This window comes from Escherichia sp. TW09308 (assembly GCF_000208565.1).
Lineage (GTDB): Bacteria > Pseudomonadota > Gammaproteobacteria > Enterobacterales > Enterobacteriaceae > Escherichia > Escherichia marmotae.
In genome coordinates this window covers 2284874-2300873 of record NZ_AEME01000001.1, presented here as the reverse complement: position 1 = coordinate 2300873, position 16000 = coordinate 2284874, and the positions used below count along the sequence as shown (strand labels likewise).

General features: G+C 53.7%; 14 protein-coding genes. All 14 read left to right on the top strand.

Features of this window, described 5'->3' with window-relative positions; all coding sequences use genetic code 11:
- Positions 1 to 331 precede the first annotated feature (331 nt).
- From mraZ to ftsA, 14 genes are read left to right on the top strand one after another with little or no spacing between them, the layout of a single operon-like run.
- Positions 332 to 790, top strand: coding sequence for a division/cell wall cluster transcriptional repressor MraZ (gene mraZ / locus ESM_RS0111010; RefSeq protein WP_000488289.1), 459 nt, complete (start codon positions 332 to 334; stop codon positions 788 to 790).
- 1 nt (position 791) lies between these two features.
- Positions 792 to 1733, top strand: coding sequence for a 16S rRNA (cytosine(1402)-N(4))-methyltransferase RsmH (gene rsmH / locus ESM_RS0111005; protein ID WP_000970467.1), 942 nt, complete (start codon positions 792 to 794; stop codon positions 1731 to 1733).
- Positions 1730 to 2095 carry a cell division protein FtsL gene (gene ftsL, locus ESM_RS0111000; RefSeq protein WP_000625658.1) on the top strand — a complete coding sequence of 122 codons (366 nt, stop codon included), beginning with the start codon at positions 1730 to 1732 and terminating at the stop codon, positions 2093 to 2095. Before rsmH ends, ftsL begins: the two co-directional genes overlap by 4 nt.
- Before the next feature lie 15 nt (positions 2096 to 2110).
- Complete coding sequence (gene ftsI / locus ESM_RS0110995) at positions 2111 to 3877, top strand: peptidoglycan glycosyltransferase FtsI (RefSeq protein WP_000642204.1); 1767 nt, start codon at positions 2111 to 2113, stop codon at positions 3875 to 3877.
- Positions 3864 to 5351 (top strand): UDP-N-acetylmuramoyl-L-alanyl-D-glutamate--2,6-diaminopimelate ligase, encoded by a 1488-nt coding sequence (gene murE, locus ESM_RS0110990; RefSeq protein WP_000785156.1) that lies wholly within the window; start codon positions 3864 to 3866, stop codon positions 5349 to 5351. The genes ftsI and murE overlap by 14 nt, the downstream gene beginning before the upstream one ends.
- A complete protein-coding gene (murF, locus tag ESM_RS0110985; RefSeq protein WP_000626651.1) occupies positions 5348 to 6706 on the top strand; it encodes a UDP-N-acetylmuramoyl-tripeptide--D-alanyl-D-alanine ligase in 1359 nt (452 codons plus the stop codon). Before murE ends, murF begins: the two co-directional genes overlap by 4 nt.
- Positions 6700 to 7782, top strand: a complete 1083-nt coding sequence (gene mraY / locus ESM_RS0110980; protein ID WP_000964135.1) for a phospho-N-acetylmuramoyl-pentapeptide-transferase — start codon at positions 6700 to 6702, stop codon at positions 7780 to 7782. Before murF ends, mraY begins: the two co-directional genes overlap by 7 nt.
- A 2-nt stretch (positions 7783 to 7784) precedes the next feature.
- A complete protein-coding gene (gene murD / locus ESM_RS0110975) occupies positions 7785 to 9101 on the top strand; it encodes a UDP-N-acetylmuramoyl-L-alanine--D-glutamate ligase (RefSeq protein ID WP_000796427.1) in 1317 nt (438 codons plus the stop codon).
- Positions 9101 to 10345 carry a cell division protein FtsW gene (gene ftsW, locus ESM_RS0110970; RefSeq protein ID WP_001517743.1) on the top strand — a complete coding sequence of 415 codons (1245 nt, stop codon included), beginning with the start codon at positions 9101 to 9103 and terminating at the stop codon, positions 10343 to 10345. The genes murD and ftsW overlap by 1 nt, the downstream gene beginning before the upstream one ends.
- Positions 10342 to 11409 (top strand): undecaprenyldiphospho-muramoylpentapeptide beta-N-acetylglucosaminyltransferase, encoded by a 1068-nt coding sequence (murG, locus tag ESM_RS0110965; RefSeq protein WP_000016580.1) that lies wholly within the window; start codon positions 10342 to 10344, stop codon positions 11407 to 11409. The genes ftsW and murG overlap by 4 nt, the downstream gene beginning before the upstream one ends.
- A 53-nt stretch (positions 11410 to 11462) precedes the next feature.
- On the top strand, positions 11463 to 12938 hold the full coding sequence (gene murC / locus ESM_RS0110960) for a UDP-N-acetylmuramate--L-alanine ligase (RefSeq protein WP_001096039.1): 1476 nt from the start codon (positions 11463 to 11465) through the stop codon (positions 12936 to 12938).
- The gene (gene ddlB / locus ESM_RS0110955) at positions 12931 to 13851 is read left to right on the top strand and encodes a D-alanine--D-alanine ligase (RefSeq protein WP_000130029.1); all 921 of its coding nucleotides are present in this window, start codon (positions 12931 to 12933) and stop codon (positions 13849 to 13851) included. Before murC ends, ddlB begins: the two co-directional genes overlap by 8 nt.
- Before the next feature lies 1 nt (position 13852).
- Complete coding sequence (ftsQ, locus tag ESM_RS0110950) at positions 13853 to 14683, top strand: cell division protein FtsQ (RefSeq protein WP_000075732.1); 831 nt, start codon at positions 13853 to 13855, stop codon at positions 14681 to 14683.
- On the top strand, positions 14680 to 15942 hold the full coding sequence (gene ftsA, locus ESM_RS0110945; RefSeq protein WP_000588474.1) for a cell division protein FtsA: 1263 nt from the start codon (positions 14680 to 14682) through the stop codon (positions 15940 to 15942). The genes ftsQ and ftsA overlap by 4 nt, the downstream gene beginning before the upstream one ends.
- The last annotated feature ends 58 nt before the right edge of the window (positions 15943 to 16000 follow it).

Here is a 16000-nt window from a genome sequence, read left to right as displayed (position 1 = left end):
GCGCGGTGCACGCGCAACAGGGACTGTTATCCGGGGGCGATATGTCCTAAAATGCCGCTCGCGTCGCAAACTGACACTTTATATTTTCATTAAGGAAAATGGAGTCGTTTTTAAAACGGTAATGATGAGTGGGAATTTTTCTTACAACTATTCATGACGTTAATTTGCTTCGTTCGTTGGGCGATTTTTAAACAATGCAGATATTAGTCGTAAACATTTGGTTTTTTGCTTCGGTAAAGAATGTTCCTGGCTTGACAAGCTTTTCCTCCGCTCCGTAAACTCCTTTTAGTGGGAATTTGTGGGATAAAGTGGTAATTGGGAGAAGACTGGCATGTTCCGGGGAGCAACGTTAGTCAATCTCGACAGTAAAGGGCGCTTATCGGTGCCCACCCGTTATCGGGAAGAGCTGCTCGGGAACGCTGCCGGTCAAATGGTATGTACCATTGACATTCATCACCCATGCCTGCTGCTTTACCCCCTTCCTGAATGGGAAATTATCGAGCAAAAATTATCGCGTCTGTCGAGCATGAACCCGGTTGAGCGCCGTGTGCAGCGCCTTCTGTTAGGCCATGCCAGTGAATGTCAGATGGATGGCGCAGGTCGATTATTAATCGCGCCAGTACTGCGGCAACATGCCGGGCTGACAAAAGAAGTGATGTTGGTTGGACAGTTCAACAAGTTTGAACTGTGGGATGAAACAACCTGGCATCAACAGGTCAGGGAAGATATCGACGCTGAACAGTCTGTTACCGAAAGCTTGTCGGAACGACTGCAGGACTTGTCTCTATAAAATGATGGAAAACTATAAACACACCACGGTGCTGCTGGACGAAGCCGTAAACGGCCTCAATATCCGTCCTGATGGCATTTACATTGATGGGACTTTCGGTCGCGGTGGTCACTCACGTCTGATCCTTTCGCAACTTGGCGAAGAGGGGCGTTTGTTGGCAATCGATCGCGATCCGCAGGCTATCGCCGTCGCAAAGACTATTGATGATCCGCGCTTCTCCATCATACATGGACCTTTCTCCGCGCTGGGCGAATACGTCGCTGAGCGTGATCTTATCGGCAAGATTGACGGAATTCTTCTCGATCTTGGTGTCTCTTCACCGCAACTCGATGATGCAGAACGCGGTTTTTCCTTTATGCGCGACGGTCCGCTGGACATGCGTATGGATCCGACACGCGGCCAGTCTGCCGCCGAGTGGCTACAAAGCGCAGAAGAAGCTGATATTGCCTGGGTATTAAAAACTTATGGCGAAGAGCGTTTTGCCAAACGCATTGCGCGCGCCATTGTTGAGCGTAACCGCGAACAGCCGATGACCCGTACCAAAGAACTGGCGGAAGTCGTTGCTGCGGCAACCCCGGTGAAGGACAAATTCAAACATCCCGCGACCCGTACCTTCCAGGCGGTGCGCATTTGGGTGAACAGTGAACTGGAGGAGATAGAGCAGGCGCTAAAAAGCTCGCTCAGCGTGCTGGCCCCGGGTGGGCGGCTTTCGATCATCAGTTTTCATTCGCTGGAAGATCGTATAGTGAAACGCTTTATGCGTGAAAACAGTCGCGGTCCGCAGGTTCCGGCAGGGTTACCGATGACCGAAGAGCAGCTCAAAAAACTGGGTGGCCGTCAGTTGCGAGCACTAGGCAAGTTGATGCCGGGCGAAGAAGAGGTGGCTGAGAACCCTCGTGCCCGAAGTTCAGTTCTGCGTATTGCAGAGAGGACGAACGCATGATCAGCAGAGTGACAGAAGCTCTAAGCAAAGTTAAAGGATCGATGGGAAGCCACGAGCGCCATGCCTTGCCTGGCGTTATCGGTGACGATCTTTTGCGGTTCGGGAAGCTGCCACTCTGTCTGTTCATTTGCATTATCTTGACGGCGGTGACCGTGGTGACCACGGCGCACCATACCCGTTTGCTGACCGCTCAGCGCGAACAACTGGTGCTGGAGCGAGACGCTTTAGACATTGAATGGCGCAACCTGATTCTTGAAGAGAATGCGCTCGGTGACCATAGCCGGGTGGAAAGGATCGCCACAGAGAAGCTGCAGATGCAGCATGTTGATCCATCACAAGAAAATATTGTAGTGCAAAAATAAGGATAAACGCGACGCATGAAAGCAGCGGCGAAAACGCAGAAACCAAAACGTCAGGAAGAACATGCCAACTTTATCAGTTGGCGTTTTGCGTTGTTATGCGGCTGTATTTTGCTGGCACTGGCTTTTCTGCTGGGACGCGTAGCGTGGTTACAGGTTATCTCCCCGGACATGTTGGTGAAAGAGGGCGATATGCGCTCTCTTCGCGTTCAGCAAGTCTCCACCTCCCGCGGCATGATTACCGACCGCTCTGGTCGTCCGTTAGCGGTGAGCGTACCGGTAAAAGCGATTTGGGCTGACCCGAAAGAAGTGCATGACGCTGGCGGCATCAGCGTCGGTGACCGCTGGAAGGCGCTCGCTAACGCACTTAACATTCCGCTGGATCAGCTCTCAGCCCGCATTAACGCCAACCCGAAAGGACGTTTTATCTATCTGGCGCGTCAGGTTAACCCTGACATGGCTGACTACATCAAAAAACTAAAACTACCGGGGATTCATCTGCGTGAGGAATCCCGCCGTTACTATCCGTCCGGCGAAGTGACCGCTCACCTCATTGGATTTACCAACGTCGATAGCCAGGGGATTGAAGGTGTTGAGAAGAGTTTTGATAAATGGCTCACTGGGCAACCGGGCGAGCGTATTGTGCGTAAAGACCGCTACGGCCGCGTAATTGAAGATATTTCTTCCACCGACAGCCAGGCGGCGCACAACCTTGCGTTGAGTATTGATGAACGCCTGCAGGCGCTGGTTTATCGCGAACTGAACAACGCGGTGGCCTTTAACAAGGCAGAATCCGGTAGTGCCGTGCTGGTGGATGTCAATACCGGCGAAGTGCTGGCGATGGCTAACAGCCCGTCTTACAACCCAAACAATCTGAGTGGCACGCCGAAAGAGGCGATGCGTAACCGTACCATCACCGACGTGTTTGAACCTGGCTCAACGGTTAAACCGATGGTGGTGATGACCGCGTTGCAACGTGGTGTGGTGCGGGAAAACTCAGTATTGAATACCGTTCCTTATCGAATTAACGGCCACGAAATCAAAGACGTGGCGCGCTACAGCGAATTGACCCTGACCGGGGTTTTACAGAAGTCGAGTAACGTCGGTGTTTCCAAGCTGGCGTTAGCGATGCCGTCCTCAGCGTTAGTAGATACTTACTCACGTTTTGGACTGGGAAAAGCGACCAATTTGGGGTTGGTCGGAGAACGCAGTGGCTTATATCCTCAAAAACAACGGTGGTCTGACATAGAGAGGGCCACCTTCTCTTTCGGCTACGGGCTAATGGTAACACCGTTACAGTTAGCGCGAGTCTACGCAACCATCGGCAGCTACGGCATTTATCGCCCGCTGTCGATTACCAAGGTTGACCCCCCGGTTCCCGGTGAGCGCGTCTTCCCGGAATCCATTGTCCGCACCGTGGTACATATGATGGAAAGCGTGGCGCTACCCGGCGGTGGCGGTGTGAAGGCGGCGATTAAAGGCTATCGCATTGCTATTAAAACCGGTACTGCGAAAAAGGTCGGGCCGGATGGTCGCTACATCAATAAATATATTGCTTATACCGCAGGCGTTGCGCCTGCGAGTCAGCCGCGCTTCGCGCTGGTTGTTGTTATCAATGATCCGCAGGCGGGTAAATACTACGGCGGTGCCGTTTCCGCGCCGGTCTTTGGTGCCATCATGGGCGGCGTATTGCGCACCATGAACATCGAGCCGGATGCGCTGACAACGGGTGATAAAAATGAATTTGTGATTAATCAAGGCGAGGGGACAGGTGGCAGATCGTAATTTGCGCGACCTTCTTGCTCCGTGGGTGCCAGACGCACCTTCGCGAGCACTGCGAGAGATGACGCTTGACAGCCGTGTGGCTGCGTCGGGCGATCTCTTTGTAGCTGTAGTAGGTCATCAGGCGGACGGGCGTCGATATATCCCGCAGGCGATAGCGCAAGGTGTGGCTGCCATTATTGCAGAGGCGAAAGATGAGGCGACCGACGGTGAAATCCGTGAAATGCACGGTGTACCAGTCATCTATCTCAGTCAGCTCAACGAGCGTTTATCAGCACTGGCGGGTCGCTTTTACCATGAACCCTCTGACAATCTACGTCTCGTGGGCGTAACGGGCACCAACGGCAAAACCACAACGACTCAGCTTCTGGCGCAATGGAGCCAACTGCTTGGTGAAACCAGCGCGGTAATGGGCACTGTTGGTAATGGCCTGCTGGGTAAAGTGATCCCGACGGAAAATACCACCGGTTCGGCAGTCGACGTTCAGCATGAGCTGGCGGGGCTGGTGGATCAGGGCGCGACTTTTTGCGCAATGGAAGTTTCCTCACACGGGCTGGTACAGCACCGTGTGGCGGCATTGAAATTTGCGGCGTCGGTCTTTACTAACTTAAGTCGCGATCACCTTGATTATCATGGTGATATGGAACACTACGAAGCGGCGAAATGGTTGCTTTACTCCGAACATCATTGCGGTCAGGCGATTGTCAACGCTGATGACGAAGTAGGCCGCCGCTGGCTGGCAAAATTGCCGGACGCGGTTGCCGTGTCGATGGAAGAAAATATCAATCCGAACTGTCATGGCCGCTGGTTGAAAGCGACTGGCGTGAACTATCACGACAGCGGTGCGACCATTCGCTTCACCTCAAGCTGGGGCGATGGGGAAATAGAAAGCCGCCTGATGGGCGCATTCAACGTTAGTAACCTGCTGCTGGCGCTGGCGACGCTGCTGGCGCTCGGTTACCCATTAGCTGACCTGCTGAAAACCGCCGCGCGTCTGCAACCGGTTTGCGGACGTATGGAAGTGTTCACTGCGCCAGGCAAACCGACGGTTGTTGTGGATTATGCTCACACTCCGGATGCGCTGGAAAAAGCCTTGCAGGCTGCGCGCCTGCACTGTGCGGGTAAGCTGTGGTGCGTCTTCGGCTGTGGCGGCGATCGCGATAAAGGCAAGCGCCCACTGATGGGGGCGATTGCTGAAGAGTTTGCCGACGTGGCGGTGGTAACGGATGACAACCCGCGTACTGAAGAGCCGCGTGCCATCATCAACGATATTCTGGCGGGGATGTTAGACGCCGGACATGCCAAAGTGATGGAAGGGCGCGCCGAAGCGGTAACGTGCGCCGTTATGCAGGCGAAAGAAAATGATGTCGTGTTGGTCGCGGGTAAAGGCCATGAAGATTACCAGATTGTCGGTAATCAGCGTCTGGACTACTCCGATCGCGTCACGGTGGCGCGTTTGCTGGGGGTAATCGCATGATTAGTGTAACCCTTAGCCAACTGGCGAATATTCTCAACGGCGAACTGAAAGGGGCTGATATCACCCTTGACGCCGTAACCACCGATACCCGTAAATTGACGCCTGGCTGTCTGTTCGTCGCCCTGAAAGGCGAACGTTTCGATGCCCATGATTTTGCCGACCAGGCGAAAGCTGGAGGGGCAGGCGCGCTGCTGGTTAGCCGTCCGCTGGATATCGACCTGCCACAGTTAATCGTTAACGATACGCGTCTGACATTTGGTGAACTGGCAGCATGGGTTCGTCAGCAAGTTCCTGCTCGTGTGGTTGCCCTGACCGGTTCCTCCGGTAAAACCTCTGTGAAAGAGATGACCGCGGCGATTTTAAGTCAGTGTGGCAACACGCTTTATACGGCTGGCAATCTCAACAACGACATCGGCGTGCCAATGACGCTGCTGCGTTTAACGCCGGAATACGATTACGCGGTCATTGAGCTTGGCGCTAACCATCAGGGCGAAATTGCCTGGACTGTTAGCCTGACCCGTCCGGAAGCCGCACTGGTCAACAATCTGGCGGCTGCGCATCTGGAAGGTTTCGGCTCGCTTGCGGGTGTCGCGAAAGCGAAAGGCGAAATCTTTACCGGCCTGCCAGAAAACGGTATCGCTATCATGAATGCCGATAACAACGACTGGCTGAACTGGCAGAGTGTGATTGGCTCACGCAAAGTGTGGCGTTTTTCGCCAAATGCCGCCAACAGCGATTTTACCGCTACCAATATCCATGTGACTTCACATGGTACTGAATTTACGCTGCAAACCCCAACAGGTAGCGTCGATGTTCTGCTGCCGCTGCCGGGGCGTCACAATATCGCAAATGCGTTGGCTGCCGCGGCGCTCTCCATGTCCGTGGGTGCAACGCTTGATGCCATCAAAACGGGACTGGCAAATCTGCAAGCTGTTCCTGGTCGTCTGTTCCCCATTCAACTGGCGGAAAACCAGTTGCTGCTCGACGACTCCTACAACGCCAATGTTGGCTCAATGACCGCCGCAGTTCAGGTACTGGCTGAAATGCCGGGTTATCGCGTGCTGGTGGTTGGTGATATGGCCGAGCTGGGTGCTGACAGTGATGCCTGTCATGTCCAGGTGGGGGAAGCGGCGAAGGCGGCTGGTATTGACCGCGTGTTAAGCGTGGGCAAGCAAAGCCATGCTATCAGCACCGCCAGCGGTGCTGGCGAACATTTTGCTGATAAATCCGCGTTGATTACGCGTCTTAAATCACTGATTGCAGAGCAACAGGTGATTACGATTTTAGTCAAGGGTTCACGTAGTGCTGCCATGGAAGAGGTAGTACGCGCTTTACAGGAGAATGGGACATGTTAGTTTGGCTGGCCGAACATTTGGTCAAATATTATTCCGGCTTTAACGTCTTTTCCTATCTGACGTTTCGCGCCATCGTCAGCCTGCTGACTGCGCTGTTCATCTCATTGTGGATGGGCCCGCGCATGATTGCTCATTTGCAAAAACTCTCCTTCGGGCAGGTTGTTCGTAACGATGGCCCTGAATCACACTTCAGTAAGCGCGGCACGCCGACCATGGGTGGGATCATGATCCTGACTGCGATTGTCGTCTCCGTGATCTTGTGGGCTTATCCCTCCAACCCGTATGTCTGGTGCGTACTGGTGGTGCTGGTCGGTTACGGCATTATTGGTTTTGTTGATGACTATCGCAAAGTCGTGCGCAAAGACACCAAAGGTTTGATCGCGCGCTGGAAGTATTTCTGGATGTCGGTGATTGCGTTGGGCGTTGCTTTCGCACTTTATCTTGCAGGAAAAGACACGCCAGCAACGCAACTGGTGGTGCCGTTCTTTAAAGATGTGATGCCGCAGTTAGGCTTGTTTTATATCCTGCTGGCGTATTTTGTGATTGTCGGTACGGGTAACGCGGTAAACCTGACCGATGGCCTCGACGGTCTGGCCATTATGCCGACCGTCTTTGTCGCAGGTGGTTTTGCACTGGTGGCCTGGGCTACCGGCAACATGAACTTTGCCAGCTACTTACATATACCGTATCTGCGACACGCCGGGGAGCTGGTTATCGTCTGCACCGCGATAGTCGGGGCAGGGCTGGGCTTCCTGTGGTTTAACACCTATCCCGCGCAGGTCTTTATGGGCGACGTTGGTTCGCTAGCGTTAGGTGGCGCGTTGGGCATTATCGCTGTGCTGCTGCGTCAGGAATTCCTGCTGGTGATTATGGGGGGCGTGTTTGTTGTCGAAACCCTGTCGGTTATTTTGCAGGTCGGCTCCTTTAAACTGCGCGGGCAACGTATTTTCCGCATGGCGCCGATCCATCACCACTATGAACTTAAAGGCTGGCCGGAACCGCGTGTCATCGTGCGTTTCTGGATTATTTCGCTGATGCTGGTCCTGATTGGTCTGGCAACGCTGAAGGTGCGTTAATCATGGCTGATTACCTGGGTAAAAATGTCGTCATTATCGGCCTGGGCCTCACCGGGCTTTCCTGCGTAGACTTTTTCCTTGCTCGCGGCGTGACGCCGCGCGTTATGGATACGCGTATGACACCGCCTGGCCTGGATAAATTACCCGAAACGGTAGAACGTCATACTGGCGGTCTTAATGATGAATGGCTGATGGCGGCAGATCTTATTGTCGCCAGCCCCGGCATTGCGCTGGCGCATCCATCCTTAAGCGCCGCTGCCGATGCCGGAATCGAAATCGTTGGTGATATCGAACTGTTCTGCCGCGAAGCGCAAGCGCCGATTGTGGCGATCACGGGTTCTAACGGCAAAAGTACGGTCACCACCTTAGTGGGCGAAATGGCGAAAGCAGCAGGTGTTAACGTTGGCGTCGGTGGCAACATTGGTCTGCCAGCGTTGATGTTACTCGATGATGAGTGCGAACTGTACGTGTTGGAACTGTCGAGCTTCCAACTGGAAACAACCTCCAGTTTACAGGCGGTGGCAGCGACCATTCTGAACGTAACTGAAGATCATATGGATCGTTATCCGTTTGGTTTGCAACAGTATCGTGCGGCAAAACTGCGCATTTACGAAAATGCGAAAGTTTGCGTGGTTAATGCCGATGATGCCTTAACGATGCCGATCCGCGGTGCGGATGAACGTTGCGTCAGCTTTGGCGTCAACATGGGTGACTATCACCTGAATCATCAGCAGGGCGAAACCTGGCTGCGGGTGAAAGGTGAGAAAGTGTTGAACGTGAAAGAGATGAAACTTTCAGGGCAACATAACTACACCAATGCGCTGGCGGCACTGGCGCTGGCGGATGCCGCAGGGTTACCGCGAGCCAGCAGCCTGACAGCGCTAACGACTTTTACCGGTCTGCCGCATCGCTTTGAAGTGGTGCTTGAGCACAACGGCGTACGCTGGATTAACGACTCGAAAGCTACCAACGTCGGCAGTACGGAAGCCGCGCTAAACGGCTTGCATGTTGACGGTACGCTGCACTTGTTGTTAGGCGGCGATGGCAAATCGGCGGATTTTAGTCCGCTGGCGCGCTATCTGAATGGCGATAACGTTCGTCTGTATTGCTTCGGTCGCGACGGTGCGCAGTTAGCGGCTTTACGCCCGGAAGTGGCTGAACAAACCGAAACCATGGAGCAGGCGATGCGTCTATTGGCTCCGCGCGTGCGACCGGGAGATATGGTTCTGCTCTCTCCGGCCTGTGCCAGCCTCGATCAGTTCAAGAACTTTGAACAACGGGGCAATGAATTTGCTCGTCTGGCGAAGGAGTTTGGTTGATGCGTTTATCTTTCCCTCGCCTGAAAATGCCGCGTCTGCCGGGATTCAGTATCCTGGTCTGGATCTCCACGGCGCTGAAGGGCTGGGTGATGGGCTCGCGGGAAAAAGATACCGACAGCCTGATCATGTACGATCGTACCTTGCTGTGGCTGACCTTCGGCCTCGCGGCGATTGGCTTTATCATGGTGACCTCGGCGTCAATGCCCATCGGGCAACGCTTAACCAACGATCCGTTCTTCTTCGCGAAGCGTGATGGTGTTTACCTGATCCTGGCGTTCATTCTGGCGATCATTACGCTGCGCCTGCCGATGGAGTTCTGGCAGCGCTACAGCGCCACAATGCTGCTCGGGTCAATCATCTTGCTGATGATCGTGCTGGTGGTGGGTAGCTCAGTTAAAGGGGCATCGCGTTGGATCGATCTCGGCCTGCTGCGTATTCAGCCTGCGGAACTGACTAAGCTGTCGCTGTTTTGCTATATCGCCAACTATCTGGTGCGTAAAGGTGACGAAGTGCGTAATAACTTGCGCGGCTTCCTGAAACCGATGGGGGTGATTCTGGTACTGGCAGTGTTGCTGCTGGCGCAGCCTGACCTCGGTACGGTGGTGGTGTTGTTTGTGACCACGCTGGCGATGCTGTTCCTGGCGGGGGCGAAATTATGGCAATTCATTGCCATTATCGGCATGGGGATTTCAGCGGTTGTGTTGCTGATCCTCGCTGAACCATACCGTATTCGCCGCGTTACCGCGTTCTGGAACCCGTGGGAAGACCCGTTCGGCAGCGGCTATCAGTTGACGCAATCATTGATGGCGTTTGGTCGTGGCGAATTGTGGGGGCAAGGTTTAGGTAACTCGGTACAAAAACTGGAGTATCTGCCGGAAGCGCATACTGACTTTATTTTCGCCATTATCGGAGAAGAACTGGGGTATATCGGTGTGGTGCTGGCGCTTTTAATGGTATTCTTCGTCGCTTTTCGTGCGATGTCGATTGGCCGTAAAGCGTTAGAAATTGACCACCGCTTTTCTGGTTTTCTCGCCTGTTCAATTGGCATCTGGTTTAGTTTCCAGGCGCTGGTTAACGTAGGCGCGGCGGCGGGGATGCTACCGACCAAAGGTTTGACATTGCCGCTGATCAGTTACGGTGGTTCGAGTTTACTGATTATGTCGACAGCCATCATGATGCTGTTGCGTATTGATTATGAAACGCGTCTGGAGAAAGCGCAGGCGTTTGCACGAGGTTCACGATGAGTGGTCAAGGGAAGCGATTAATGGTGATGGCTGGCGGTACTGGCGGACATGTGTTCCCCGGGCTGGCGGTTGCGCACCATCTAATGACCCAGGGGTGGCAAGTTCGCTGGCTGGGTACTGCCGATCGTATGGAAGCGGACTTAGTGCCGAAGCACGGTATTGAGATCGACTTTATTCGTATCTCCGGCCTGCGTGGTAAGGGGATCAAAGCATTACTCGTGGCTCCGCTGCGTATCTTTAACGCCTGGCGGCAGGCGCGGGCAATTATGAAAGCTTACAAGCCTGATGTGGTGCTCGGGATGGGCGGTTACGTTTCCGGGCCAGGTGGTTTGGCAGCATGGTCGTTAGGCATTCCGGTTGTACTTCACGAACAAAACGGCATTGCAGGCTTGACCAATAAATGGCTGGCGAAAATTGCCACCAAAGTGATGCAGGCGTTTCCAGGCGCTTTCCCCAATGCGGAAGTGGTTGGTAACCCGGTGCGTACCGATGTGCTGGCGCTGCCGTTACCGCAGCAACGTTTGGCCGGGCGTGAAGGCCCGATTCGTGTGTTGGTGGTGGGTGGTTCGCAGGGCGCGCGTATTCTTAACCAGACAATGCCTCAGGTCGCAGCAAAGCTGGGCGATACGGTAACTATCTGGCATCAGAGTGGCAAAGGTTCGCAACAATCTGTTGAACAGGCTTATGCCGAAGCGGGGCAACCGCAGCATAAAGTGACAGAATTTATTGATGATATGGCGGCGGCCTATGCATGGGCGGATGTCGTTGTTTGCCGCTCCGGCGCGTTGACGGTGAGTGAAATCGCCGCGGCGGGGCTACCGGCATTGTTTGTGCCGTTTCAGCATAAAGACCGCCAGCAATACTGGAATGCGCTGCCGCTGGAAAAAGCGGGCGCAGCCAAAATTATCGAGCAACCGCAACTTACTGTGGATGCTGTCGCCAACACCCTGGCCGGGTGGTCGCGAGAAACCTTATTAACCATGGCAGAACGCGCCCGTGCTGCATCCATTCCGGATGCCACCGAGCGAGTGGCAAATGAAGTGAGCCGGGCTGCCCGGGCGTAATTGTGGCGATGCCTTTTGCATCGCATGAATTTGAGAAGTTAATGGCGTAAAGAATGAATACACAACAATTGGCAAAACTGCGTTCCATCGTGCCCGAAATGCGTCGCGTTCGGCACATACACTTTGTCGGCATCGGTGGTGCCGGTATGGGCGGTATTGCCGAAGTTCTGGCCAATGAAGGGTATCAGATCAGTGGTTCCGATTTAGCGCCAAATCCGGTCACGCAGCAGTTAATGAATCTGGGGGCGACGATTTACTTCAACCATCGCCCGGAAAACGTGCGTGACGCCAGCGTGGTCGTTGTTTCCAGCGCGATTTCTGCTGACAACCCAGAGATTGTTGCTGCCCATGAAGCGCGTATTCCGGTTATTCGTCGTGCGGAAATGCTGGCTGAGTTAATGCGTTTTCGTCATGGCATCGCCATTGCCGGGACACACGGTAAAACCACCACCACCGCGATGGTTTCCAGCATCTACGCAGAAGCGGGCCTCGACCCGACCTTCGTTAACGGTGGGTTGGTAAAAGCGGCGGGTGTTCATGCGCGTTTAGGTCACGGGCGTTACCTGATTGCCGAAGCGGATGAGAGCGACGCATCGTTCCTGCATCTGCAACCGATGGTGGCGATTGTCACCAATATCGAAGCCGATCACATGGATACCTACCAGGGTGACTTCGAGAATTTAAAACAGACTTTTATTAATTTTCTGCACAACCTGCCGTTTTACGGACGTGCGGTGATGTGTGTTGACGACCCGGTGATCCGTGAGTTGTTACCGCGCGTTGGCCGTCAGATTACCACTTATGGTTTCAGTGAAGATGCTGACGTTCGTGTGGAAGATTATCAGCAGATTGGCCCGCAGGGGCACTTTACGTTGCTGCGCCAGGACAAAGAGCCGATGCGCGTTACTCTGAATGCGCCAGGCCGTCATAATGCGCTGAACGCTGCCGCTGCGGTTGCGGTCGCCACGGAAGAGGGGATTGACGACGACGCTATTCTGCGTGCGCTGGAGAGCTTCCAGGGAACCGGTCGTCGCTTTGATTTCCTCGGTGAGTTTCCGCTGGAGCCGGTCAACGGTAAAAGCGGTACAGCAATGCTGGTCGATGACTACGGCCACCATCCGACAGAAGTGGATGCCACGATTAAAGCGGCGCGTGCTGGCTGGCCGGATAAAAACCTGGTGATGCTGTTTCAGCCGCACCGTTTCACCCGCACTCGTGATCTGTATGACGATTTTGCCAATGTCCTGACCCAGGTCGATACCTTATTGATGCTGGACGTTTATCCGGCTGGCGAAGCACCGATTCCGGGAGCGGACAGCCGTTCGTTGTGTCGTACAATTCGTGGACGTGGGAAAATTGATCCCATTCTGGTGCCTGATCCGGCGCAGGTAGCCGAGATGTTAGCACCGGTATTAACTGGTAACGACCTGATTCTTGTGCAGGGGGCGGGTAATATCGGAAAAATTGCTCGTTCTTTAGCTGAAATCAAACTGAAGCCGCAAACTCCGGAGGAAGAGCAACATGACTGATAAAATCGCGGTCCTGTTGGGCGGGAACTCCGCAGAGAGAGAAGTTTCTTTGAATTCTGGTGCTGCAGTGTTAGCCGGGCTGCGTGAAGGCAGTATCAACGCGCATCCTGTCGATCCGAAAGAAGTCGACGTGACGCAACTGAAGGCGATGGGCTTTCAGAAAGTATTTATCGCTCTGCACGGGCGCGGCGGTGAAGACGGCACATTGCAGGGCATGCTCGAGCTGATGGGGCTACCTTATACCGGCAGCGGGGTGATGGCATCTGCGCTTTCAATGGATAAACTACGCAGCAAATTGCTGTGGCAGGGAGCCGGTTTACCGGTAGCGCCGTGGGTGGCATTAACCCGCGCAGAATTTGAAAAAGGCCTTAGTGATAAGCAGTTAGCAGAAATTTCTGCCTTAGGTTTGCCGCTTATTGTCAAGCCGAGTCGCGAAGGTTCCAGCGTTGGAATGTCAAAAGTAGTAGCAGAAAATGCTCTACAAGATGCATTAAGATTGGCATTTCAGCACGATGAAGAAGTATTGATTGAAAAATGGCTAAGTGGGCCGGAGTTCACGGTTGCGATACTCGGTGAAGAAATTTTACCGTCAATACGTATTCAACCCGCCGGAACCTTCTATGATTATGAGGCAAAGTATCTCTCTGATGAGACACAGTATTTCTGCCCCGCAGGTCTGGAAGCGTCACAAGAGGCCAATTTGCAGGCATTAGTGCTGAAAGCATGGACGACTTTAGGCTGCAAAGGATGGGGGCGTATTGACGTCATGCTGGACAGTGATGGACAGTTTTATCTGCTGGAAGCCAATACCTCACCGGGTATGACCAGCCATAGTCTGGTGCCGATGGCGGCGCGTCAGGCGGGGTTAAGCTTCTCGCAGTTGGTAGTACGAATTCTGGAACTGGCGGACTAATATGTCGCAGGCTGCTCTGAACACGCGAAACAGCGAGGAAGAGATTTCTTCTCGCCGCAATAATGGAACACGTCTGGCGGGGATCCTTTTCCTGCTGACGGTTTTAACGACAGTGTTGGTGAGCGGCTGGGTCGTGTTGGGCTGGATGGAAGATGCGCAACGCCTGCCGCTCTCAAAGCTGGTGTTGACCGGTGAACGGCATTACACGCGTAATGACGATATCCGGCAGTCGATCCTGGCGTTGGGTGAGCCGGGTACTTTTATGACCCAGGATGTCAACATCATCCAGACGCAAATAGAACAACGCCTGCCGTGGATTAAGCAGGTGAGCGTCAGAAAGCAGTGGCCTGATGAATTGAAGATTCATCTGGTTGAATATGTGCCGATTGCGCGGTGGAATGATCAACATATGGTAGACGCCGAAGGAAATACCTTCAGCGTGCCACCAGATCGCACCAGCAAGCAGGTGCTCCCGATGTTGTATGGCCCGGAAGGCAGCGCAAATGAAGTGTTGCAGGGCTATCGCGAAATGGGGCAGATGCTGGCAAAGGACAGATTTACTCTGAAGGAAGCGGCGATGACCGCGCGGCGTTCCTGGCAGTTGACGCTGAATAACGATATTAAGCTCAACCTTGGCCGGGGCGATACGATGAAACGTTTGGCTCGCTTTGTAGAACTTTATCCGGTTTTACAGCAGCAGGCGCAAACCGATGGCAAACGGATTAGCTACGTTGATTTGCGTTATGACTCTGGTGCGGCAGTAGGCTGGGCGCCCTTGCCGCCAGAGGAATCTACTCAGCAACAAAATCAGGCACAGGCAGAACAACAATGATCAAGGCGACGGACAGAAAACTGGTAGTAGGACTGGAGATTGGTACCGCGAAGGTTGCCGCTTTAGTAGGGGAAGTTCTGCCCGACGGTATGGTCAATATCATTGGTGTGGGCAGTTGCCCGTCACGTGGTATGGATAAAGGCGGGGTTAACGACCTCGAATCCGTGGTCAAATGCGTACAACGCGCTATTGACCAGGCAGAATTGATGGCAGATTGTCAGATCTCTTCAGTATATCTGGCGCTTTCTGGTAAGCACATCAGTTGTCAGAATGAAATAGGTATGGTGCCCATTTCTGAAGAAGAAGTGACGCAAGAAGATGTGGAAAACGTCGTCCATACCGCGAAATCGGTGCGCGTGCGTGATGAACATCGTGTGTTGCACGTGATCCCGCAAGAGTACGCGATTGACTATCAGGAAGGGATCAAGAACCCGGTGGGGCTTTCCGGCGTGCGAATGCAGGCAAAAGTGCACCTGATCACATGTCACAATGATATGGCGAAAAACATTGTTAAAGCGGTTGAACGTTGTGGCCTGAAAGTTGACCAACTGATATTTGCCGGACTGGCATCAAGTTATTCGGTATTGACGGAAGACGAACGTGAATTGGGAGTCTGCGTCGTCGATATCGGTGGTGGTACAATGGATATCGCCGTTTATACCGGTGGGGCATTGCGCCACACCAAGGTAATTCCTTATGCTGGCAATGTGGTGACCAGTGATATCGCCTATGCCTTTGGCACGCCGCCAAGCGACGCCGAAGCGATTAAAGTTCGCCATGGCTGCGCGTTAGGCTCCATCGTTGGTAAAGATGAGAGTGTGGAAGTGCCGAGCGTAGGTGGGCGACCACCGCGTAGTCTGCAACGTCAGACGCTGGCGGAGGTGATTGAGCCACGGTATACCGAGCTGCTCAATCTGGTCAACGAAGAGATATTGCAGTTGCAGGAAAAGCTTCGCCAACAAGGTGTGAAACATCACCTGGCGGCGGGCATTGTATTAACCGGTGGCGCGGCGCAGATCGAAGGTCTTGCCGCCTGCGCTCAGCGAGTGTTTCATACGCAGGTGCGTATTGGCGCGCCGCTGAATATCACTGGTTTAACTGATTATGCTCAGGAGCCGTATTACTCGACGGCTGTGGGATTGCTTCACTACGGGAAAGAGTCACATCTTAACGGTGAAGCGGAAGTAGAAAAACGTGTTACAGCATCAGTTGGCTCGTGGATCAAGCGACTCAATAGTTGGCTGCGAAAAGAGTTTTAATTTTTATGAGGTCGACGGTGATTACGGCCTCAGGCGACAGGCACATATCGGAGAGAAA

Bases quoted from the DNA above. Each gene is read 5' to 3' on its own strand.
- mraZ (WP_000488289.1), top strand. From the start codon at position 332: ATGTTCCGGGGAGCAACGTTAGTCAATCTCGACAGTAAAGGGCGCTTA.
- rsmH (WP_000970467.1), top strand. From the start codon at position 792: ATGATGGAAAACTATAAACACACCACGGTGCTGCTGGACGAAGCCGTA.
- ftsL (WP_000625658.1), top strand. From the start codon at position 1,730: ATGATCAGCAGAGTGACAGAAGCTCTAAGCAAAGTTAAAGGATCGATG.
- ftsI (WP_000642204.1), top strand. From the start codon at position 2,111: ATGAAAGCAGCGGCGAAAACGCAGAAACCAAAACGTCAGGAAGAACAT.
- murF (WP_000626651.1), top strand. From the start codon at position 5,348: ATGATTAGTGTAACCCTTAGCCAACTGGCGAATATTCTCAACGGCGAA.
- mraY (WP_000964135.1), top strand. From the start codon at position 6,700: ATGTTAGTTTGGCTGGCCGAACATTTGGTCAAATATTATTCCGGCTTT.
- murD (WP_000796427.1), top strand. From the start codon at position 7,785: ATGGCTGATTACCTGGGTAAAAATGTCGTCATTATCGGCCTGGGCCTC.
- ftsW (WP_001517743.1), top strand. From the start codon at position 9,101: ATGCGTTTATCTTTCCCTCGCCTGAAAATGCCGCGTCTGCCGGGATTC.
- murG (WP_000016580.1), top strand. From the start codon at position 10,342: ATGAGTGGTCAAGGGAAGCGATTAATGGTGATGGCTGGCGGTACTGGC.
- murC (WP_001096039.1), top strand. From the start codon at position 11,463: ATGAATACACAACAATTGGCAAAACTGCGTTCCATCGTGCCCGAAATG.
- ddlB (WP_000130029.1), top strand. From the start codon at position 12,931: ATGACTGATAAAATCGCGGTCCTGTTGGGCGGGAACTCCGCAGAGAGA.
- ftsQ (WP_000075732.1), top strand. From the start codon at position 13,853: ATGTCGCAGGCTGCTCTGAACACGCGAAACAGCGAGGAAGAGATTTCT.
- ftsA (WP_000588474.1), top strand. From the start codon at position 14,680: ATGATCAAGGCGACGGACAGAAAACTGGTAGTAGGACTGGAGATTGGT.